18 protein-coding genes and 1 rRNA gene are annotated in these 23,047 nt (G+C 37.2%); 9 read left to right on the forward strand and 10 right to left on the reverse strand.

The features are described from left to right. The first annotated feature begins 1 nt into the window (after nucleotide 1). A 5S ribosomal RNA gene (gene rrf / locus J0871_RS07165) occupies nucleotides 2-110 on the forward strand. A 116-nt stretch (nucleotides 111-226) separates the two neighbouring features. On the opposite strand, the gene J0871_RS07170 is transcribed toward rrf, so the two are convergent. Beyond that, entirely contained in the window at nucleotides 227-1,057 is an 831-nt protein-coding gene (locus J0871_RS07170; protein WP_208224514.1) for a universal stress protein, read from the reverse strand. Between the two features lie 118 nt (nucleotides 1,058-1,175). On the opposite strand from J0871_RS07170, the gene J0871_RS07175 reads away from it, so the two are divergent. Both J0871_RS07175 and J0871_RS07180 read left to right on the forward strand, forming a co-directional pair. After that, entirely contained in the window at nucleotides 1,176-1,631 is a 456-nt protein-coding gene (locus J0871_RS07175) for an RNA methyltransferase (RefSeq protein ID WP_208224516.1), read from the forward strand. Between the two features lie 180 nt (nucleotides 1,632-1,811). After that, the gene (locus J0871_RS07180) at nucleotides 1,812-3,758 is read left to right on the forward strand and encodes a M1 family metallopeptidase (RefSeq protein WP_208224517.1); all 1,947 of its coding nucleotides are present in this window, start codon (nucleotides 1,812-1,814) and stop codon (nucleotides 3,756-3,758) included. A 99-nt stretch (nucleotides 3,759-3,857) separates the two neighbouring features. Here the strand turns inward: J0871_RS07180 and J0871_RS07185 are convergent, their stop codons facing one another. Together J0871_RS07185 and J0871_RS07190 are read right to left on the reverse strand one after the other, a co-directional pair. Continuing rightward, nucleotides 3,858-5,288 carry a TonB-dependent receptor gene (locus J0871_RS07185; protein WP_208224519.1) on the reverse strand — a complete coding sequence of 477 codons (1,431 nt, stop codon included), beginning with the start codon at nucleotides 5,286-5,288 and terminating at the stop codon, nucleotides 3,858-3,860. Between the two features lie 36 nt (nucleotides 5,289-5,324). Next, nucleotides 5,325-6,869, reverse strand: a complete 1,545-nt coding sequence (locus J0871_RS07190) for a SulP family inorganic anion transporter (protein ID WP_208224521.1) — start codon at nucleotides 6,867-6,869, stop codon at nucleotides 5,325-5,327. A 357-nt stretch (nucleotides 6,870-7,226) separates the two neighbouring features. On the opposite strand from J0871_RS07190, the gene era reads away from it, so the two are divergent. The 3 genes from era to J0871_RS07205 all read left to right on the forward strand — a co-directional run bounded on the left by era (nucleotide 7,227) and on the right by J0871_RS07205 (nucleotide 12,474). Further along, complete coding sequence (gene era / locus J0871_RS07195) at nucleotides 7,227-8,108, forward strand: GTPase Era (protein ID WP_208224523.1); 882 nt, start codon at nucleotides 7,227-7,229, stop codon at nucleotides 8,106-8,108. A gap of 189 nt (nucleotides 8,109-8,297) precedes the next feature. Beyond that, a complete protein-coding gene (gene der, locus J0871_RS07200) occupies nucleotides 8,298-9,605 on the forward strand; it encodes a ribosome biogenesis GTPase Der (RefSeq protein WP_208224525.1) in 1,308 nt (435 codons plus the stop codon). A gap of 106 nt (nucleotides 9,606-9,711) precedes the next feature. Then, nucleotides 9,712-12,474 carry a TonB-dependent receptor gene (locus tag J0871_RS07205; protein WP_208224527.1) on the forward strand — a complete coding sequence of 921 codons (2,763 nt, stop codon included), beginning with the start codon at nucleotides 9,712-9,714 and terminating at the stop codon, nucleotides 12,472-12,474. 202 nt (nucleotides 12,475-12,676) lie between these two features. On the opposite strand, the gene J0871_RS07210 is transcribed toward J0871_RS07205, so the two are convergent. From J0871_RS07210 to J0871_RS07230, 5 genes are read right to left on the reverse strand one after another with little or no spacing between them, the layout of a single operon-like run. Next, nucleotides 12,677-13,471: a TPM domain-containing protein gene (locus J0871_RS07210; RefSeq protein ID WP_208224528.1), complete on the reverse strand. Its 795-nt coding sequence runs from the start codon at nucleotides 13,469-13,471 to the stop codon at nucleotides 12,677-12,679. Further along, nucleotides 13,472-13,912, reverse strand: a complete 441-nt coding sequence (locus J0871_RS07215; protein ID WP_075325889.1) for a TPM domain-containing protein — start codon at nucleotides 13,910-13,912, stop codon at nucleotides 13,472-13,474. A 5-nt stretch (nucleotides 13,913-13,917) separates the two neighbouring features. Beyond that, nucleotides 13,918-14,514, reverse strand: a complete 597-nt coding sequence (locus J0871_RS07220) for a LemA family protein (protein WP_075325890.1) — start codon at nucleotides 14,512-14,514, stop codon at nucleotides 13,918-13,920. Nucleotides 14,515-14,516: 2 nt separating this feature from the next. Then, the gene (locus J0871_RS07225) at nucleotides 14,517-14,846 is read right to left on the reverse strand and encodes a MerR family transcriptional regulator (RefSeq protein WP_057480627.1); all 330 of its coding nucleotides are present in this window, start codon (nucleotides 14,844-14,846) and stop codon (nucleotides 14,517-14,519) included. After that, nucleotides 14,846-15,823 (reverse strand): M23 family metallopeptidase, encoded by a 978-nt coding sequence (locus J0871_RS07230; protein WP_075325891.1) that lies wholly within the window; start codon nucleotides 15,821-15,823, stop codon nucleotides 14,846-14,848. Before J0871_RS07230 ends, J0871_RS07225 begins: the two co-directional genes overlap by 1 nt. Nucleotides 15,824-15,955: 132 nt before the next feature. On the opposite strand from J0871_RS07230, the gene alaS reads away from it, so the two are divergent. The 3 genes from alaS to J0871_RS07245 all read left to right on the forward strand — a co-directional run bounded on the left by alaS (nucleotide 15,956) and on the right by J0871_RS07245 (nucleotide 20,586). Next, nucleotides 15,956-18,565 carry an alanine--tRNA ligase gene (gene alaS / locus J0871_RS07235; protein WP_208224529.1) on the forward strand — a complete coding sequence of 870 codons (2,610 nt, stop codon included), beginning with the start codon at nucleotides 15,956-15,958 and terminating at the stop codon, nucleotides 18,563-18,565. Between the two features lie 169 nt (nucleotides 18,566-18,734). Continuing rightward, the gene (locus J0871_RS07240) at nucleotides 18,735-19,682 is read left to right on the forward strand and encodes a GSCFA domain-containing protein (RefSeq protein WP_208224530.1); all 948 of its coding nucleotides are present in this window, start codon (nucleotides 18,735-18,737) and stop codon (nucleotides 19,680-19,682) included. A gap of 289 nt (nucleotides 19,683-19,971) precedes the next feature. Then, entirely contained in the window at nucleotides 19,972-20,586 is a 615-nt protein-coding gene (locus J0871_RS07245) for a DUF4230 domain-containing protein (protein ID WP_208224531.1), read from the forward strand. A gap of 28 nt (nucleotides 20,587-20,614) precedes the next feature. Here the strand turns inward: J0871_RS07245 and J0871_RS07250 are convergent, their stop codons facing one another. Both J0871_RS07250 and J0871_RS07255 read right to left on the reverse strand, forming a co-directional pair. Continuing rightward, a complete protein-coding gene (locus J0871_RS07250; RefSeq protein ID WP_208224532.1) occupies nucleotides 20,615-22,369 on the reverse strand; it encodes an aromatic amino acid hydroxylase in 1,755 nt (584 codons plus the stop codon). 129 nt (nucleotides 22,370-22,498) lie between these two features. After that, the gene (locus J0871_RS07255; RefSeq protein ID WP_208224533.1) at nucleotides 22,499-23,041 is read right to left on the reverse strand and encodes a DUF4136 domain-containing protein; all 543 of its coding nucleotides are present in this window, start codon (nucleotides 23,039-23,041) and stop codon (nucleotides 22,499-22,501) included. Nucleotides 23,042-23,047 lie beyond the last annotated feature (6 nt).

The following is a 23,047-nucleotide window of genomic DNA, read 5'->3' on the forward strand; positions in this document are numbered from 1 at the left end:
TTAAGGTGGTTATGGCAACGGGGCTCACCTCTTCCCATTCCGAACAGAGAAGTTAAGCCCGTTAGCGCAGATGGTACTGCTATTTGTGGGAGAGTATGTCACCGCCTTTTTTTAGAAGACCCTTACATGAATTTGTAAGGGTCTTTTTTTGTTTTAATATGTTTGGTACGGTAATATCTTTAGGCTCTAAAGAAAACCTTTGCTTCATAAGAATTTAATACCTTATTTAAATTTCTCTATTAATACTCAATACCGGTATATCGTAATTATTAATTATCTCTTCAGTAATACTCGGGCTAAAAATAGTGTCCAGGCCAGAACGTTGATGGGTTATGCTTGTAAAAAGATCTGGTTTTATCTTGTTTATAGCCATTCCTATTCCGCGGGCTTCATTATTAGCACTTAGAGATTGTGTCTTTATATTTTTAACGCCACAATTCTTTAAAAAGTTGCTCATTAAATTCTCTATCTCTTCATATTCTTTGAAATTATAAGGTGTATTTATATAAATCAGATTTTTCTCTGTATTTAAATTCCCAAGGATTTTGAAAATATGCTGAAAGGCAGATTGTGACTCTTCTTTTAAATCGGTAGCGATTAATATTTTGTTCAAATTTGAAATATTAAACTTGTGCTTAATGGCCAATACGGGAACTTTAGATTGGCGGATAAGTTTTTGAGTATTTGAACCTAATATTTTTTGAAAACCTTTAGTACCGTGAGTACCCATAATTACTAATTCATAATTTTCAGGATTAACGTAATTATTCAGTTCCTGCATACCGGTATTGAAGATTAAAGTATGCTCTGCTTCTACGTGTTTATCCTCTGCTTTTTTCTCTAAACTTTTTAATTGTTCTTTTGCGTTATTAATTTTAGCCTTGGATTCTGGATATTTACTTTCATCCTGTTTGTTTAATTTAGACCAATCTACCGGCGTTTGAATACTATGAAGAAATTTTATGGGAAGGTCAAGTAGCTTTGCCAATTCAATTCCAAATTCTGATGCATTTCTTGCAGATTCAGAGAAGTCTGTGGGTATGAGTATATATTTCATGACGCTAAATATTTACCTATAAAGTTATAAAGCTTTATGGCTATATAAAATGATAAAGATCAGGTTTATTCCATAGGAAATTCTGTAGAAAAAAATATTCTGTTATTTTTGAATTCTTATGAAAGTAGACAATTTAGAACAGGGATTTTTCGGTATAGGTATTCAAAATGGAAAAACTCCCGAAAACCTTGGCGTACTTTGGCGCTCGGCCCAAAATATGGGAGCCAGTTATATTTTTACTATTGGGAATCGTTATGCGAAACAGGCTTGTGATACTCATAAGGCAGTGGGTGCAATGCCATATTTTCATTATAAAACTTTTGAAGATTTTTATTCAAATTTACCTAAAGGTGCTATGCTGGTAGGTGTTGAACTTACCGAAGATGCAGAGCCTCTTGAAACTTTTAACCACCCCAGGCGATGCGTTTATTTATTGGGAGCCGAAGATCATGGGCTTTCTAACCAGGCTATAGAGAAATCCCATTTTTTAGTGAAGTTTCAGTCTAGCTTAAGTTTAAATGTTTCGGTGGCAGGAAGCATTATCATGTACGACCGTAATAGTAAACTTTTTTAAACCTGTGTCTACAAAAAAAAGCCTGGTATTGAGATTACTTCTTTCGGTTTAAGACATTTGATTTTTCAGTTTTAATATTCCATTATTTTTATTTTTTGTTTGAGTCTTATATAACCGAATTTTGAGGATTTTTTAAACAGTTTGGTTAAATTAGCGGCAATTACAATAAAACTTAAAAGAATGAGATATTTATCCAGAGCTTTGCTTGGCCTTGCCGTAGCAGGAATGTTTAGTACCGGCGCTAAAGCCCAGGAGGTTGTAGGAAACAACCAGGGAGATTTTAATGAATTTATGGACCGTAGTGGTAATATGTACCGCGCTGCTTCAGGAAGGCCGGGTCCGGAATATTGGCAGAATGAAACCGATTATGATATAGATGTCACTCTAAATGATGAAAAACATACTATTAAAGGGAAAATCACATTAACCTATACCAATAACAGTCCGCACGAGTTAGATTTTATCTGGATGCATTTAGAGCAAAACCGCTTTACAGAAGATTCTCGTGGTACATTAACTACCCCAATTCAGGGCAATCGTTATAACGGAGATATTGACGGGGGCTATACTATCTCAAATTTAGAAGCCAAAGTGAAAAGAAGTTCATCTTCAGATTACTTAATAAACGATACCAGGATGCAGGTATTTTTTGAAGATCCTATTCCTGCAAATGGTGGGAAAGCTACCGTCTCTATGAATTTTGAGTATAAAATACCGGTAGAAGGAATGGACCGTATGGGAAGACTGGATGTGGAAGACGGGACTATTTACGCTCTCGCACAATGGTTTCCTAAAGCGGCGGTTTATGATGATGTGGAAGGATGGAATATAGAACCCTATCTTGGTGCAGGTGAGTTTTACTTAGATTATGGCGATTATGATTATAAAATTACTGCCCCGGCTAGCCATATTGTGGTAGCTTCGGGTGAATTACAAAACCCCAGGCAGGTATTGTCTTCTACCGTAAGAGATAGAATGGAAAGGGCTAAAGAGAGCGATTCTACGGTTTATTTAATTAAACCTGAAGAAGTAAATGATATGTCGTTGCGCGCTAAACAGGAAGGCACCCTAACCTGGCATTTTAAAATGGAAAACACCCGTGATGTAGCTTTTGGTTCTTCAAAAGCATTTATCTGGGATGCGGCTAAAATAGATTTGCCTGGCGGAAAAAAAGCAATGGCGCAATCGGCTTACCCAAAAGAGAGTGATGGGCAGCATGCCTGGAGCCGTTCTACTGAATATTCTAAAGCTTCGGTTGAACATTATTCTGAAAAATGGTTTGAATATCCTTATCCTGTGGCTGTGAATGTTGCTGCTGATATAGGCGGAATGGAATATCCCGGACTCAACTTTTGCGGTTGGAAGAGTGAAGGTGCTTCGCTTTGGAGCGTTACAGACCACGAATTTGGCCATAACTGGTTCCCAATGATTGTTGGTTCTAACGAAAGAAGATACGCCTGGATGGACGAAGGTTTTAATACTTTTATTAATTATTACAGTACCTTAGATTTTAACAATGGCGAATATCCTGCGAGATTGAATAAAACCAGGAACATGACAGGCTGGTTTACCAGTGAACAAAGAGAAGGGATAGATACTTATCCAGATGTTTCTAACTTAAGAAATCTGGGAATGATCGCTTACTACAAGCCCGCAATTGGTTTATTATTACTTAGAGAGTATATCTTAGGAGAGGAACGATTTGATAATGCCTTTAAGTCTTACATTGAAACCTGGGCATACAAACACCCCCAGCCAGCCGATTTCTTTAATCATATGGAGAATGTTTCAGGAGAAAACCTTTCCTGGTTCTTTCAAAAATGGTTCTACGGTACAGGTAATATAGACTTAGGTTTAGATGGAGTGAGACAATATGAAGGTAATTACGTTATTTCCTTAACTAATAAGGGTGAAATACCAATGCCGGTTAAAATGGAAATTACTTACGAAGATGGTTCTTCAGAAAATGTAACTCTTCCGGTAGAGATTTGGCAGCGTGGTGATTCCTGGAATTATCTACACCGCACCGATAAATCTATTGAAAATGTAGAGTTAGACCCTAATAAAATTTTACCAGATGTAAACTCTGGCAACGATGCCTGGCCAAATTCTTTTTACCAGGATTAATTGCTAAAAATCTTAAAATGAAAAGCCGTTTAAATTTTATTTAAACGGCTTTTTTATTCTTTAGAAATACTTCTGAAAAAGGTAGAGGTGCTTTTTTCTCTACTTTCCTCTAAAAAGTTCTTTTTCTTTAATCATTTTTGTAGTGCTTTCTGGCAGCATATCTTCCCATTCGGTTTTCCCTTCTCTAATCATTTGATGTACTTTCCTGGAGTGAATATCCAGGGTTTTAGGATCGTAATCTTTAATGTCTACAACGCGGCCATTATCTTTAAAGTATTGATAAAGCTCCTGCATTCTTGGATGTACCTTTAGGTTTTCACTGGTAATAATCTCTCCGGTTTCCTGGTCTTTAAGCGGATATAGATATATTTTTAAACTTTTAAAGAATAATTTTCCAAAGGCTTCAAGAATTCCACCGCTTAAATGGCGGTAATATCTTTCGTCAAAAATGTCCTGAAGTGTACTTACACCCATGGTAAGGCCCATTCTTTCTTTTGTATGTTGGCCAAAATACTCTACCACCTTGTAATATTCCTGGAAATTAGAAATCATTACCGTTTGGCCTAAAGAACCCAGTAAATCGGCACGATCCAGGAAATCCTGTTCGTCTATTTCTCCTTCGCCTTTTAGATTAGAAAGTGTAATTTCAAAAATAACTACCGTTTTATCCTTATCAACTTTTCTTTCATTCAGGAAAAGTTCTAGCGATTTTTCATACATCGCCATATTTACTTTAGTAACCGGTCTAAAACTTCCGCGTAGCGTTAAAATATTCTTTTTATAAAGTAAACTGGCTGGTAAAATATTGTTGCCATCGGGAGCGAACATAATGGCTTCTGTAATGCCTTTTTTAACCAATTCCAGGCTCATTAATCTATTGTCTACATCTTTAAAAACAGGGCCGGTGAAATTAATAGCATCAATTTCAATCTTGTCGGTGGTTAAATGATCAAATAAATGATTGAGTAGCTTTTTAGGATTATCGTAGTGATAAAATGCACCGTGAATAAGATTCACGCCCATTATCCCCAGGCTAATTTGCTGGTGCGAAGCATTGTTTTCGTGAAACTGCACATGCAGAACAATTTCGCTATAATCTTCTCCCGGTTTTGTTTGAAATCTTACTCCCAGCCAACCGTGGCCTTTATATTTCTTTGCCCAGTCTATGGTTGCTACGGTGTTGGCATAGCTAAAAAATAATTTATTGGGATGCTTAAGGCGGGAAATACGCTCTTCAATAAGTCCGGTTTCGTAGCGCATCATACTCGTTAACCTGTCCTCTGTCACATAGCGGCCGTCATCTTCAATCCCGTAAATAGCATCGCTAAAATCCTTATCATAAGCGCTTAAGGTTTTTGCAACAGTTCCGGAAGCATTCCCTGCCCGAAAGAAGTGCCGCACGGTTTCCTGCCCGGCACCAATTTCAGCAAAAGTTCCGTAGATATTTTCATTTAGATTAAGGCGCATTGCCTTGTTCTGCACAGAAGTTATTTCTTCAAACTTCTTTTCTCCTTCAGCAATTATAGACATCGTGTGTTTTTTAGTTGAAGTATAAAGTTAAGAAACTTAAGCCTTATCTACCGCAACTTTATAGGTTGGATCTTCTAAAATGTTTACATCTATAATGGCATCTGCATTACTAAGTAGTCTTCGACAATCCTGACTTAAATGTCTTAAATGAAGTTTTTTGCCTTGTTTATGGTATCTCTCGGTAAGCTTGTTTAAGGCTTCAATCCCCGACATATCTACTACACGACTTTCAGAAAAATCTATAATTACTTCTTCAGGATCGTTTAAAACATCAAATTTATCATTAAAAGCCTGCACAGATCCGAAGAAAAGAGGGCCGTAAATCTCGTAATGTTTTATGCCATCTTCATCAATACGCTTTCTAGCTCTAATACGTTTTGCGTTGTCCCAGGCAAAAACAAGTGCTGAAATAATAACTCCTATCAATACGGCTAAAGCAAGGTTGTGAAGAATTACAGTTACTACGGTTACCAATACCATTACCAGAATATCCGATTTAGGCATTCTTCTAAAAGTTCTTAAACTGGCCCACTCAAAAGTTCCAACTGCAACCATAATCATAACCCCGGTTAAGGCGGCCATTGGAAGTAATTCAATAACCGAAGAGCCGAACATAATAAAGATCAATAAAAAAACAGCAGCTACTATACCCGATAATCGGGCTCGTGCTCCAGAAGAAACGTTAATTAAACTTTGACCAAGCATTGCGCAACCACCCATCCCAGAGAAAAAACCTGAAAGTACGTTGGCCGTTCCCTGTGCCACACATTCTTTATTTCCGCTTCCCCGTGTTTCGGTAATTTCGTCTACAATATTTAGAGTTAATAAACTTTCAATTAAACCAACCCCGGCCATAATTGCGGCATATGGAAAAATAAGCATTAAAGTATCCAGGTTAAAAGGTACCATAGGAATATGAAAAGGAGGAAAACTACCTTTAATAGAAGCAATATCACCCACAGTTTTAGTATCTATTCCCAAGGCAGCTACAATTGCAAAAACTACTAAAATTGCAACTAGAGTGGCCGGGACTACTTTTGTAAGTTTTGGTAAAAGCCAGATAATTAAAATTGCAACACTTACAAGCGCAAGAAATGTATACATTGGTGGACCCGTCATCCATTTTAACTCGCCGGTAACAGGGTTTAAAGCTTTAAATTGGTCTAATTGCGACATAAAAATAATAATCGCCAAACCGTTTACGAAGCCAAATATCACAGAGTGTGGTACAAGCCTAATTAATTTTCCAAGTTTTAGAACTCCGGCTAAAACCTGTATTAATCCGGCTAAAACTACTGTTGCAAATATATATTCTGGTCCATGAGAAATTGAGAGACCTACTATAACCACGGCAACCGCTCCTGTAGCGCCAGAGATCATCCCTGGACGACCACCTAAAATAGCTGTTACCAATCCCATAACAAATGCGGCGTATAAACCTGTTAAAGGCGAAAGTCCGGCGATTAATGCAAAGGCAACTGCTTCTGGTATTAGTGCCAGCGCCACGGTAAGTCCGGCTAAAACTTCGTTTTTGTAATCTACTTTTTGTGAAAAATCAAACAGGTTGAAGATTTTTTTCATCAGAATATAATTTTAATAAATAATGGAAAGCGGATTCTCTTCCGCAGAAAATAAATTTTCGGAATCTAATAGAAATGAAGACTTAACTGCCTAGGGCGGCGTAAGTGGAGACGATTGTATATTTCTTCTTTGCTTCATAAGAGCCGGCAAAATTAGCCAATTATTTTTGTTAGCCAAGTTTGTAGCCACTTTAGTAAGAATTTTTAATGTATTAATAATATGAAGCTATCTGATTATCAAATTACTAATAAATTTTGTTAGAAAATTAATGCAAAACCTATTTATGAAATAAATTTAAATCAAAAGCAGATAACTGTAAGTGAATCGTCTTACCTTTGCAGCATAAAAATTATCAAAATGGCACATAAGGCAGGATTTGTAAATATTATTGGGAACCCTAATGTGGGGAAATCTACTTTAATGAATGCTTTTGTAGGCGAAAAATTGTCTATTATCACTTCTAAAGCGCAAACCACCCGCCACCGTATTCTGGGAATTGTAAATGGCGAAGACTTCCAGGTGTTGTTAAGCGATACCCCCGGAATTATTAAACCGGCTTACGAGTTGCAGGAATCTATGATGGGTTTTGTGAAATCTGCTTTTGAAGATGCCGATGTTTTGATATATATGGTAGAAATTGGGGAAAAGGAACTTAAAGATGAAGCCTTTTTTAATAAAATAATTTCAACCGATATTCCAGTTATTTTATTGCTGAATAAAATTGATAAATCTAACCAGGAAGAATTGGAAAGCCAGGTACAAATGTGGACAGAGAAAGTACCCAATGCTGAAATTTTTCCGGTTTCGGCTTTAGAAGGTTTTAATGTTGCTGAAGTATTTAACCGAATTATTGAGTTATTACCAGAATCTCCGGCGTTTTATCCAAAAGACACGCTTACCGATAAGCCCGAGCGTTTCTTTGTAAATGAAATTATTCGCGAAAAGATTTTAATACATTATAAAAAAGAAATTCCCTATGCGGTAGAAATTGATACTCAGGAATTCTTTGAAGAAGAGAAAATCATTAGAATGCGTAGCGTGATTATGGTAGAGCGCGAAACTCAAAAAGGAATTATTATAGGTCATAAAGGTGCCGCTTTAAAAAGGGTTGGGGTAGAAGCCCGAAAAGATCTTGAGAAATTCTTTGGGAAACAGGTTCATCTTGAACTTTACGTAAAAGTGAACAAAAACTGGAGAAGCGACCAACGCCAGTTAAAGCGTTTTGGGTATAATGAATAATTTTTCTGAATTAATTTTCTAAAAGTTTTTATCTAAAATTTTCAATTTATATACTTCAATTTTTTACAGAAAACTTCCGTTTTCTAAGTTTCGGGTAAACCCGAATTTTTACACTAATTTTGCAAACAATTACATTTTCTGAATAAATTCAGAAAATAAACCTCTTTGAGGCAATAAAGAATAAATATTATGGGCAATATTGTAGCCATTGTAGGAAGACCAAACGTTGGAAAATCTACTTTTTTCAACCGATTAATTCAACGTCGTGAGGCGATTGTAGATTCGGTTAGTGGGGTAACCCGCGATCGTCATTATGGAAAATCTGATTGGAATGGTCGTAATTTTTCCCTTATAGATACCGGTGGATATGTTGTGGGAAGCGACGATATTTTTGAAGCCGAAATAGACAAGCAGGTAGAACTTGCTATAGATGAAGCCGATGCTATAATTTTTATGGTAGATGTTGAAAGTGGAGTAACCCCTATGGACGAGGATGTTGCGCAATTGCTTAGAAAAGTAGATAAACCTGTGCTTCTTGCTGTTAATAAAGTAGATAATAATAAAAGGCTGGAGAATGCTGTAGAATTTTATTCTTTAGGTCTTGGCGAATATTTTCCTATTGCCAGTACAAACGGTAGTGGTACCGGAGATTTACTTGATGCTTTAGTAGAAGCGCTCCCTGAAACCGAAGCCGAAGAAGAAACCGAATTACCAAGATTTGCTGTAGTGGGACGTCCCAATGCTGGGAAATCTTCTTTTATCAATGCACTTATTGGCGAAGAACGTTATATAGTTACCGATATTGCAGGGACTACCCGCGATGCTATGGATACTAAATATAATAGGTTCGGGTTTGAATTTAACCTGGTAGATACTGCCGGGATTAGAAGAAAATCCAAGGTTAAAGAAGACCTTGAGTTTTACTCGGTAATGCGTTCGGTGCGAGCAATAGAAAATTGCGATGTATGTTTGGTAATCTTAGATGCTACCCGCGGATTTGACGGGCAGGTGCAAAATATATTTTGGCTGGCTCAAAGAAACCGAAAAGGAATTGTAATTCTTGTAAATAAATGGGATTTGGTTGAAGATAAGGAAACCAATACCATGAAAGAGTTTGAGGCCATGATTAGGCGTGAAATAGAACCTTTTACCGATGTGCCTATCGTCTTTATGTCGGTGCTTACCAAACAAAGAATCTTTAAAGCTATAGAAACGGCGGTAAAGGTTTTTGAGAATCGTAGTAAGAAAATTAAAACCCGCGAGCTTAACGATATAATGCTTCCTATAATTGAGCAAAATCCTCCGCCGGCTTATAAAGGTAAGTATGTAAAGATAAAATTCTGTACCCAATTGCCTACACCACAGCCGCAGTTTGCGTTTTTCTGTAATCTTCCGCAGTATGTTAGAGATCCTTATAAACGTTTTGTAGAGAACAAGTTAAGGAAGGAATTTGATCTTACGGGAGTACCAATTTCAGTGTATTTCAGAAAAAAATAGAATTAGCTGTTAAACTTTGTAACAAATTGAGAGTCTAACTACCAATATAGTTAGTGAGGCATAACTTTGTCTTGATTTTTTTCAAATTTTAACACCTAAACCCTCCATGAGAATTCTTCTTTCCCTTGCCTTTCTGTTTCTGGCAGGAAATCTAACAGCCCAAAATTTTGAAATAAATGGTAAAATAACCGATCCGCAGGGAGCACCCCTCGAATCGGCAACGGTTTACCTGGAGAAACCGGCAGATAGTAGTTTGGTTACCTATACAATTTCAGATAATGCAGGAGAATTTCAACTTTCTGGAAGTTCAGAAATTAAGGAATTAAATTTACTTATTTCCTATGCGGGCTTTAAGACTTATGCGCAGCAGGTGCAAATGAATAGCGAAGTAAATCTCGATATTATAAAAATGCAGGTAGCCGATAATGCTTTAGATGAAATAACAATTACTTCTTCCCGCGCGCCGGTAACGATAAAGAAAGATACCCTGGAATTTAATGCAGCTTCTTTTAAAACACGTAAAGATGCAAACCTGGAAGAATTACTTAAAGAACTCCCTGGGGTAGAAGTGGCTACTGATGGTAGTATTACCGTAAACGGAACCCCGGTTTCGCAAATTAAAGTGAACGGAAAAGAATTTTTTGGAGACGACCCAAAGATCGCTACTAAAAACCTGCCTAAGGAATTAATAAATAAACTTCAGGTGGTAGATAGCAAAACTAAATCTGAAGAATTTACCGGAAAAGAAGGAGATGCTGAAAACAAAACCATTAATATTACCATAGACGAAGATAAAAACCGCGGATTTTTCTCCAGGCTTACTGCAGGCGGCGGAACCGATGAGCGCTATGAATTAAGCGGAATTGGAAATTATTTTAAAAATGATATGCGCGTGAGCCTTTTGGCGAGTTCCAACAACATTAATTCTTCCGGATTTTCTTTCGATGAAATTTATGATGCGATGGGCCGTAATGCATATTCCATCAGTAGGAGTAGAGGTGGAAATTTCAGTATTAACGGAAGTAATTTTGGATCTGGCAACGGGATTACAAAGTCTGATAACGCCGGCTTTAGTTTTGTAAACGAATGGCCACAGGAAACCGAACTTTCTTCTAATTATTTCTATAGTCGTGCTGATAATAGAACCGAAAGCCGAACTCAAAGAGAAAATATTTTGCCAGATAGAAGATTCTTCAACAATTCTGAATCTAGCGGAAACAGGGTTAATAATAATCACCGATTTAATTTAGGATTCGAGATTCAGCCAGATACTTTAACAAGAATTTCAGTGAGACCAAATATAAACACCAATAACGGTCGCTCTTCTAACCAATCTTTCACAGAATCTGTTGCAGAAGATGGTACCCCAATAAATACCGCTTTAACCGATAATTATTCTGAAGTTCACAGCGTGAATTTCTCGAACCGATTGAATTTTACAAGAAAATTCGGTGAAAATGGAGGTTATTATAGTTTAGGTTTTAATAATCAGAATAATACGCGTTCACAGGATAACAATTTCTTTTCTGAAAGAGAAATTTACAACCAGGATGGTGAATTGGTAAATACAGATATTCAGGATCAGTTAATTTCCGAAGAAAACAAGGATAATAATTACGGAGTTGATGTAAGTAGCCGTTTTCCTATTACCGAAAAATTAATGCTGGATGTAAGTTATAATTTTGATAAAGCCGACGGCCGAAATGAACGCCTGGTTTACGATGCGAATGATACGGGGGATTATACTTTACTTGATGATGAACTCAGCAACGATTTTAAATCTGAATCTTTTACCCATCGTCCAAGCTTAGGTCTTGTTTATAATGGAGAGAAATTAAGAACAAGTGTTTCTGGAGGTTTCCAGAGTATCAGGCTAAAAAATGAAGATCTTTTTACTGAAACTTCTATAGATAATACTTACGAAAATTTATTTGCAAACGCTTATTTTAGGTATAACCTTGCGCAGGGGAAAGCTATTTATTTTAATTATAATAATTCGTGGGATGCCCCGTCTTTAAACCAATTGCAGCCGGTTACTAATACTATAAACCCGTTGAATATCGTTACGGGTAACCCAGATCTTAGACCCACTTTAAGACATAGGTTCTACCTCAACTTCAATAATTTCGATTTCAAAACCCGTTCTGGTTTTTACGCTTATTTAGGTGGGAATTTTACTAATGACCAGGTGGTAACCAGAAGTACGGTAGACGAAGATTTAGTACGAACCACCACATATACCAACGTAGATGGTGTTTACAGCTATTTTGGGGGTGGAAATATTGACAAAACCTTTGAGTTGAAAAACGAAAGCTCTATTAAAGTTCGTGGAGGACTCTATGGAAATTATAATAAAAATGTAGGATTTACCAACGAGCAGCGTTTTACCTCTAAAACCTTAAACCTTACTCCTAATTTAGGACTGGAATATAATTTTAGGGATTTGGTAACTATAGAACCCTTTTATAGCGTTGAATTTGTAGATGCTGAATATAGTTTTAATAACAGGGAAGAAAATTATAAAAATCAGAATATTTCATTGGCGCTAACTTCTTTTTGGCCAGAGAAATTTGTGATAGGAAGTGATATTGCATACCAATCTATTGGGAACGCTTCTCCCGGGTTTCAAAATTCGTTCTACCTATGGAATGCAAGTTTAGGATATGAAGTTTTTGGAGATAATGGAACGCTAAAAATAAAAGTATTCGACTTGCTGGATCAAAACATTGCCACCCGAAGGTTTACCGGAGACGATTTTATTCAGGATACGCAAGAGCTTGTTTTAGAACAATATTTTATGCTAAGTTTTACGTATAAAATAAGCAAGTTTGGAGGGAAAGACCCGAATAACAATAGAAGAGGAAGGTAATTGAATTTTATCTGAAAGTGAAAAAGACTGTTTGAGATGTTTGGTTGAATCGTCATCCTGAACATGTCTCAGGATCTAATATGAAAATCAAGTTACAAGCTGAAACAAGTTCAGTTTGACGGAACTAAAATCTTTCAAACAGTCTTTATTTTTATAGGTTTTTCGGTTGAAAACGCAGCAAACTGTAAACTGCCAACTGAAATTACCAGCTTCCACCGGCACCACCGCCGCCAAAGCCTCCACCGCCGAAACCGCCACCAAAGCCGCCTCCGCCACCAAAACCTCCGCCAGAGCTGCCACCGCCAAAAGTACCGCGTCCCAGAGAACTTAAAATAATAGCATCTAAAAAAGTGCTGCCGGCACTTCTTCTGCCCCCGTTTCTTCCGCCTTTATTTTTATTGGCAAGGGAAACAATAATTACTAGCAAGATAATTCCCATTACAAGAAGCTGTACGGGTATTCCATTAGATTGGCTACGTCTTTGTGGTGTGCCTTCAAAAGTACCGGCCAGGACCTGGAAAATAGCAGTAGTTCCCGCATCAAGGCCGTTATAATAACTACCTTTTCTAAATTCAGGAAGAATAATTTGTTCTATTATTTGTTTACTTCGGGCATCAGTCATGTATTCTTCTAGACCATAACCAGTAGTAATCCAGATTTTCCGATCATTTTCAGCAACAAGAATTAAAAGTCCGTTATCCTTTTCGCTTTGTCCAATTCCCCATTCCTGGGCCCATTCTGCAGCATAAACTCCTTCATATTCGCCCTGCAAAGATTCTATAGTAGCAATTACTACCTGGGTTGAAGTAGTATCTGCATAATTAACCAATTTCTGTTTTAATCGGCTTTCTTCCGAAGAAGATAAAATATCAGCCTCGTCATATACGCTCGTTTCTTCAGCTGGTTTAGGAGGAACATCGCGCTGTGCATATATAAACCCCGAGAAAACGAGGAAAAACAAAAATATTAGTTGGAATCTTTTAGTGAATTGTGGCATTTATCCTTTTGAAATTTCATTGGAGAGTTCGTCCCGGGTCTCATCGCTATACGGGAAGTGTTTTTTAAGCTGCTGGCCTGCGGTTAAAATTCCGTCTACCAGGCCTTGCTTAAATTCTCCTTTTTTAAATTTTTCTACAATGGCATCTTTGGTGCTTTCCCAAAAATCGTCTGGAACAACATCGTTAATTCCTTTATCGCCGTAGATCACAAAGTTATGATCTTCTACGGCAACATATATCAGCACGCCATTATCGTGTTTGGTATTATCCATTTTCAGCATATGAAAAACCTCCATAGCGCGATCAAAAATATCCATCTCGCCAGTGGTTTTTTCCAGGTGAACCCTTACTTCGCCAGATGTATGGCTCTCTGCCGTTCTAATGGCTTCAATGATTTCCTCTTCGTCCTTTTTACTTAAAAAATCCTCTACTTTACTCATTTCGCTTAAAAATCAAATTCAACATCTGGAGCATTTTCTGCACCTTCTTCTGCTTCAAAAGCTGGTTTTCTTTCAAAACCGAACATTCCGGCAAAAATATTATTCGGGAATTTTCTAATATAAGTGTTGTATTGTCTCACCGCTTCATTGTAGCGATTTCTCGCCACGCTAATTCGGTTCTCGGTTCCTTCTAATTGTGATTGTAATTGAAGAAAATTCTGATTCGATTTTATATCGGGATATCTTTCTACCGAGACCAAAAGCCTTGATAAAGCATTAGATAATCCACCCTGAGCCTGCTGGAATTGCTGAATTTGCTGCGGATCTAAATTTCCCGCATCAACATTTACCGAAGTAGCTTTTGCTCGCGCCTCAATAACATCGGTTAAAGTTCCACGTTCAAAATCGGCTGAACCTTCTACGGTACTCACCAAATTAGGGATAAGATCACTTCTACGTTGATAGGCATTTTCCACATCGGCCCAATTCTTAGATACATTTTCTTCGTATTCTACTGCAGTGTTATTTACTCCCGCTGTGAGGCTGTAAACAATTATTCCAAGAACTACGATTACTATAACAGGAATTAACCATTTTTTCATTTTTATAACTGATTTTTAAGGTTGATTAGTTTTGCTTTTACTCCTTCCAACTTACGAATAATTTCGAAGTTGCTAAGGGTTTTATGTTTTTCTTCTTTTAAATGTGTTTTGGCACCTTCCAGGGTGAAACCGCGCTCTTTTACCAGGTGATAAATAAGCTCTAAATTCTTAATATCCTCGGGGGTGAATTTGCGATTTCCCTTGGCATTTTTTTTAGGCTGAATTACATCAAATTCTTTTTCCCAAAACCTAATTAGGGAAGTGTTTACCTTAAAGGCTTCTGCAACTTCGCCAATGCCGTAATATCTTTTATCGGGTAAATTAAGATGCATTAATCCAGGGATTGGTTTTCTTGTTGTGCTTTTTCCAGAACCTTGTCAAATTCTTCAGGCGAAAGGTTTCCATAATAAAAATTAATCGGGTTAATTCGGTTGTCATCTTTAAAGATCTCATAATGTAAATGAGGTCCCTGGGACCTGCCCGTACTACCTACGTAACCAATAATATCCCCACGTTGAACCCGCTGGCCAACTCGTACATTATATTTATATAAGTGGGCGTAAAGGCTGGTGTAGCCATAGCCGTGATCTACTCTTATATGGTTTCCATAACCGGTAGCGCGGTTATCTGCTCTTTCAACCCTGCCATCTCCTGTGGCGTAAACCGGCGTTCCTCGAGGCGCGCTAAAATCCATCCCGTGGTGAAATTTTCTCACTTTGGTAAATGGGTCGGTTCTCCATCCGTAGCCAGAAGCAATTCTGCTTAAATCCTCATTTTTTACCGGTTGTATAGCAGGAACCGATGCTAAAAGGCTCTCTTTTTCCTTTGCCAATTCGGCAATTTCATCTAAAGATTTAGATTGTACCACCAACTGTTTGGTGAGGATATCCATACGCTTGCTGGTTTCAATAATCAATTTAGAATTATCAAAACCTTCCAGGTCTTTGTAGCGATTAATTCCGCCAAAACCTGCTCTTCTTTGTTCTTCAGGAATTGGGTTTGCTTCAAAATAAACCCTGTAAATATTATTGTCCCGATCTTCAATATTTGCCAGAACATTCTGGACCTGGTTCATTTTTTTATTCAGTAATCCATATTGTAATTCCATATTTTGAAGTTCGCGTTTTAAGGCTTTTTCTTTTGGAGTTACAATCTGCGGAATATTTAAATAAATGACCAGTAATAAAAAACCAGAGAGGAAAGATCCCAGGATACTAAGCAGCACAATCCCTATGCGGCGGCCCTTTCGGCGCTCTATTTTTCTATAGGATTGCGTGTCGCTATCGTAATAATATTTAACCTTCGACATGAGTCAAATTTATGCTATTTTTGCCAACAATAATTAGCAATTACCGTGCTAAGTTTAGTCTGGTAAACGAACAAATATAGGAAATTGTTTCAGCACCAACACAAATTAATAATTTTAGATTAGAGCAGCTAGATGAAATCTCAGGAAATAAGAAGCCAGTTTTTAGAATTTTTTAAATCCAAATCTCATAAAATCGTTCCCTCAGCGCCTATGGTGCTAAAAGACGATCCCACTTTAATGTTTACAAACGCCGGGATGGTTCAATTTAAGGAGTATTTTTTAGGAAATAGCGAGCCTTCCAGTTCCAGAATTACCGATAGCCAAAAATGCCTACGCGTAAGCGGAAAGCATAACGATTTGGAAGAAGTGGGAATGGATACTTACCATCACACGATGTTCGAGATGTTAGGAAACTGGAGTTTTGGCGATTATTTTAAAGAAGAAGCCATAAACTGGGCCTGGGAATTACTTACTGAAGTTTTTAAAATTGCTCCTGAAAATCTTTACGTTTCTGTTTTTGAAGGAAGCAAAGAAGATAAGTTAGGTTTAGATACTGAAGCTTTAGAGTTATGGAAAAAGATTGTTCCTGAAGACCGAATAGTTTACGGCGATAAAAAGGACAATTTCTGGGAAATGGGAGACCAGGGACCTTGCGGGCCTTGTTCTGAAATTCATATTGATATTCGATCTGAAGCTGAAAAAGCTAAAAAACCCGGAAAAGAACTGGTAAATGCAGATCACCCGCAGGTGGTAGAGATCTGGAACCTGGTTTTTATGCAGTATAACCGTAAAGCTGATGGTTCCTTAGTAGAACTTCCGGCAAAACATATTGATACCGGGATGGGTTTTGAACGTCTTTGTATGGTTTTACAGGGAACACAATCTAATTACGATACCGATGTTTTTACGCCGCTAATTGCTGAACTGGAAAAAATTACGAATTCTCAGTACGGAAAATCTGAAAAAACCGATATCGCGATTCGGGTAATTGCAGATCACGTGAGAGCGGTAACTTTTTCTATTGCCGACGGGCAATTGCCTTCAAACACAGGTGCCGGATATGTGATTAGAAGAATTTTGAGACGCGCCATTCGCTACGGTTTTACTTTTTTAGATACCAAAGAGCCTTTTATTTATAAGCTTGTTGAGGTGTTAAGTAAGCAAATGGGCGAAGCATTTCCTGAACTTAAATCTCAAAAAACTTTATGTGAAAATGTAATTAGGGAAGAAGAACAATCTTTTTTGAGAACTTTAGACCAGGGCTTGATTTTGCTGGAAAATATAATTTCAGAAACCAAAGGAAAAACTGTTTCTGGAAAGAAAGCTTTTGAACTTTACGATACTTTTGGTTTCCCTATAGATTTAACCGCGCTTATTTTACGCGAACGCGGATTCGATCTTGATCAAAAGGAATTTGAAGTTCAGCTTAAGGAGCAAAAAGACAGGTCTCGTGCGGCCACCCAGGTTACTGCCGGAGACTGGGAAGAAATAAACCCGGTAAAAGCTGAAGCATTTGTAGGTTACGATCATTTAGAAGCAGAAACTCAAATTGCCCGTTACCGAAAAGTAGAAAGCAAAAAAGGTGCGTTATACCAGATTGTGCTTTCTCAAACTCCATTTTATCCTGAAGGTGGCGGACAGGTTGGAGATAAAGGTTTTCTCCTTGATAGCGAAAACAACAAAATAGAAATTACAGACACAAAAAAGGAAAATAACTTAATTGTTCATTTTGCTAAATCGCTTCCTAAGAATCCGAAAGATAAATTTAAGGCGGTTGTAAACTCGAAAAATCGCTCGGCTACCGCGGCTAATCATACGGCCACGCACTTATTGCACCAGGCGCTTCGGGAAGTTTTGGGAACTCACGTAGAACAAAAAGGTTCTCTGGTTAAAGGAGATTATTTGCGCTTCGATTTTTCTCACTTCAGCAAAGTAAATAAAGAGGAATTAGAGCAGGTTGAAAAACTGGTAAATCAGCGAATTAATGAACAATTACCTTTAGAAGAGCAGCGAAGTATTCCGTTTAAGGATGCTGTGAACCAGGGCGCTTTGGCGCTTTTTGGTGAAAAATACGGTGATGCTGTTCGTGCCATTCGTTTTGGCGAATCTATGGAGCTTTGCGGTGGAATCCACGTAAAGAATACTTCAGAAATATGGCATTTTAAAATCACTTCGGAAGGTGCTGTTGCTTCTAGTATTAGAAGGATTGAAGCAATTACCGGGGAAGCTGTAAAAGATTATTTTGCCAACCAGGATGAGGTTCTAGAGCAAATAAAAGCCGAATTGAAAAACGCCAAAGATCCGGTAAAAGCGGTGAATTCTTTGCAAGAAGAAAATGCAGCTTTAAAAAAGCAGGTGGAAGATTTACTAAAGGATAAAGCCAAAAACCTAAAAACCGAATTAAAGTCTGAAATTTCAGAAATTAATGGGGTGAATTTCCTTGCCAAGGAAGTAGATCTTGATGCCGGCGGCATAAAAGATCTTGCTTTTCAACTTGGAGATGAATTTGAAAACCTGTTTTTATTATTCGGAACCGAGCAAAATGGAAAAGCACTTTTAAGTTGCTATATTTCTAAAGACCTGGCAAAAGAAAAAGACCTGCACGCAGGGAAAATTGTAAAAGACCTGGGCAAATATATCCAGGGCGGTGGCGGTGGCCAGCCATTTTTTGCAACTGCCGGCGGTAAAAAACCGGAAGGAATAAACGAGGCCCTGCAAGAAGCACAGGCTTATTTAAAATAAAGCACGAGGCTTTCTGAAAAGTCTATTTTCGTCAAGCGGAATTTGTTTCAGCTTCTAATATTTTTTTGATTCTAGGATATTAGATCCCCGATAAAAAATCGGGAGAGGCTATAAAATAAATTCAAGATGACGGTTTTAAAACCTTTTCAGACAGCTTTTATATAATGCTATGGAATTCAGGACTAAAATACCTATAAAAGAGGCTGAGCCTAAGATAGATTATGAATCTAAAATCTTTCTTATCGGATCCTGTTTTGTAGAAAATATCGGCAATAAACTGGATTTCTATAAGCTGCAAAATTTGCAGAATCCCTTTGGAATTCTTTTTCATCCTTTAGCCATTGCAAAGTTTTTTCGAAAACTTAAGGAAGATGCGATTTATACCGAAAAGGATATTTTTCAGCATCAGGAACGCTGGCATTGTTTTGATGCGCATTCTTCATTAAGTAATCCTGATGCTGAGGTTTTATTAAATAACCTGAATTCCGCATTAAAAAATGCCCGTGAGTTTCTTCAGCAAAGCTCACATTTAGTGATCACTTTGGGTACTGCCTGGAGCTATTTTCATTTAGAAAGTGAACAGAGCGTTGCCAACTGTCATAAAGTTCCGCAGAAATCTTTTAGGAAAGAATTACAATCTATAAAAGAAATTGAGCGAGCTTTAAATGCGATTCTGGAAGACGCACACCAAATAAACCCTGATGCTGAAGTGATTTTCACCGTTTCTCCGGTTCGGCATATTAAGGACGGATTTATTGAAAATCAGCGTAGCAAAGCACATTTAATTACCGCTGTTCATAAGGTTTGCGAAGAAAGCAAGAAAACCCATTATTTTCCATCTTATGAATTGATGATGGATGAACTTCGGGACTATCGGTTTTATACTGAAGATATGTTGCATCCTTCTCCAATAGCCATAGACTATATTTGGAAAAGATTTACAGTAACCTGGTTTTCAGAAGACTCTCTTTCGGTTTTAAATGAAGTAGAAAATATCCAAAAAGGATTAGCACATCGTCCATTTAATCCCAATTCTGAAGCGCATCGTAAATTTCTAAAAAATTTGAATTCTAAAGTTTTAACACTCCAAAAGCGTTATCCGCATCTTCAGTTCTAAATTAAGTTATCGTCAAAAAAACATTAAATTAATTTCGGAATTGTTTATATATTAAATTTTTTTGTATTTTTATCTTAGAATTTTAGATATAAGTTATTGATAACGAATGGCTGAGAAGTTGTTTTTTGTGACTGTATCTTAATTCGTTTTCTAAAATTTGTTGGGGTAGATTTTAGAAAGTTAAAAACTTATGGACGGGTGGGGCCGTCCATAAGTGTTTTAAAAAAGTAATGTTTTCTTCAAAATCTCCAAAATTCACATTCTTTGTACCTTTAGAAAAAATTGATAAATGAGAAATTTCTTTATAGGTGCCATTTTGGTCTTGCTTGTGGTTTTTGGTATTCGCTATTGTGAAAACAGAAATAATGAAAAAGATCAATTAGAAGAAAGTACAGCCTTGCTTCAGCAGCAAATTAAAAATGTGGGAAAATTGGTGGTGACCGAAGGTACTTTCTCACAGGTTTATTCTTATAAAAACTCAAAGAAGTTTTATCTCGATATATTTTCGGCAAGAAAAAAAGCGCTTATCATTGTAAATGCTAAGGCAACGGTGGCTTACGATCTAAGTAAATTAGAAACCGAAATTGATGAAGAAAATAAAATTGTACGCATCACCTCTATTCCTAAAGAAGAAATTACAATAAATCCCGAGATAAAATATTACGATGTTACCCAGGATTATTTAAACCAGTTTGATGCTGAAGATCACAATAAAATTAAGGGCCGAATCGAAAAATCCATTAGAGAAAAGGTAGAAGCTTCTTCGCTTAAGTCTAATGCTGAAAACAGGCTAATTAGTGAATTGCAAAAGATCTATATTTTAACCAATTCTATGGGTTGGACGCTGCAATACAACGACCAGAATTTTAATGACTCCGAAGAATTCGAAAAAATAAAACTCTAGTCTGCTTTTTCGCAATTTGATTGCTGTTTTAACTTACCAATTGGCCGTCTATAAGGCTTATTCCTCCATCAATTAAATGGGAGATATCAGGTCTTCGAGATTTTACATCCTCTAAATTACTTAGAGCTTCTTTAGCGAGTTTTTCATCTTTCCCTACTGTTAGCTCATATATTTCTACAGAAAGCAACCAGTCTTTTGGGTGGTGTTTTTTTACAAGTTCTAAAGCAGCGCCTAATGAAAATTTCGCATCTTTTCCTTCTCTTATATTTCTAACAGAAGCATAAAGTGAATTAAGTTCTTCGCGTTCTGGTGTACTTTTGCTTTTTATTGTAGTAGTTGAGGTTTTGTGGGTAATTAGATCGAAAGAAAGATTATCTGCCGGGCCGGCAAATGCTGAAATAACTTCTTTGCCAATCGCCATATCATATTTGCCCCATTCAGGTTTAAACAGAATTTCTTCGCCATAAGTAACCGTACAATCTTTTAGGGTAATAATTATTATTTTCCCCTGCAGATTCCTGGTCCCGGTAATTATTTCTCCTTTTACTTTTATTCCACCTTCAAATTCAAATTCAATCTTTTCGCCTTCATAGATATCGTAAGCCGTAAGATCTCGCGGACTCATATCTTCAATCGCTAAATTGATTCCTTTTAAAGAGCCAATTGGCGAGCCAAATCCTTCATGGTGATTTTTCACACCGTGACCTACCAGTTCCTTTTCCCGATGGGAAAGGGCAGTTTTACCTGAAGTTTGAATATAGATTGGTTTGCTATCGTGTTCAATAACTTTCGAAAAATCTCCTGAGATCTGTAAACCGGTGCTTAATTCTATAGTTCCAAGATTTTTAGAATCTATTAATTTCTGAATTCCTTCCAATCCGCCTTTTCTTAAAGCCATTTTATTGGCAAATTCCTCTAAAACTGAGCTTAAATGTGCAAAATCTGGGGTTACATAAAGCTGAGGCTGAGGTTTGGTAATATCAAATTCCTGTTTACACGCTTCAATAGAATATGGAATCTTCTTCACTTTATCTGTCATACACCAGGCGCTTTCTCCAATAGAAGAGAGTAAGCCGGCACCGTATATTTTAGGATCTTCAAGCGTTCCAATCAACCCGTATTCAACGGTCCACCAGTGTAAATTTCTTATCTGCGCCATCTCACTGGGTTGCCCCATATTATTTTGCAGGTAATCTACTTTCTTTTCAGCTTTTTTAATTTCTTGCTGAGGTGTATCTTCAGCTTCTTTAATAATAGAAAGATGCCTTATGGCTTCGTACATTTCATAATCTTTAGCGCTAGAAATCGCTTTACAGCCAATTTCGCCAAAACGTCTAAGATATTCTGCATATTCTGGGTTAGCGATAATAGGGGCGTGGCCGGCACCTTCGTGAATAATATCGGGTGCAGGAGTATATTCTATATGCTCGAGCTGGCGAATATCGCTGGCAATTACCAAAACATTAAAAGCCTGGAATTCCATAAAAGCAGCCGGCGGAATAAATCCGTCTACAGCTACAGCAGCCCAGCCAATTTCTTTTAAAATTCGGTTCATCCCATACATATTGGGAATATGATCTATAGAAATGCCGGTTTGCTTTAAACCATCAAGGTAAGATTCGTGAGCAACTTTGCTTAGATAATCTACATTTTTACGCATTACATATCGCCAAACCGCGTGGTTTACCGGGGAATAATCCTCGTAATTCTGTGGTTTTATATATTGCTGAAGATGGGCCGGCAAGCGGTCTAAAATCGCATTAGATTCAACTTTATCGAGCATAATTGTGATTAACTAAAATTCAATATAAAGATAAGAAATTAACCTGAAATTCATAAAATGATAACTAAAGCCGTGTAAAAATAAAAATGCTCCTACAAGAGGAGCATTTTAGCTGAAAAATTTGTGGGGTTAATTCTTAATTTCTGGAGGATACTTTTCTAGTATTTCAGAAACAATTTCGTTTATCCTTTTTTGCTTTTTATTTACATCACTGGCTAAAGCGGCAGTTCCCATTCCCTGCCAAACCAGTTCTTTTCCTTCAGCATCTATTAGATCTATATAAAGAGTGCCTTCGCTGGTGCGGTTTACGGTATTAAAACCTGAGCCCCAATACCACGGATGCCATCCCCAGCCATATCCCCAGCCCATCATATTGTTCTGGTAGATATTAATATTTTCATTGGTTTTTGTAAAAATGCTTACCAAAAGATCTGGATCATCAGATTTGGTAAAGCCTTTACGTTGCATTTCTGCTTCTATAGCTCTAAGGATTCGTTTTTTATCTAGATCTGAGATTTCAGCTTTATCTATTCCGGGTTTAAAAAAAGCGTAACTTTCATATTGGTTAAAGTTTACTTCCCTGTCATAATCTGAAGCAACTCTTACGCTACTACAGGACGTTACCAGGATAGTTAGCAGTAAAAGAACCGGTGTAATTTTTAAGACTTTCATAAATAT

It is taken from the genome of Salegentibacter sp. BDJ18 (genome assembly GCF_017579965.1).
In the GTDB taxonomy this organism is placed as follows: Bacteria; Bacteroidota; Bacteroidia; order Flavobacteriales; family Flavobacteriaceae; genus Salegentibacter.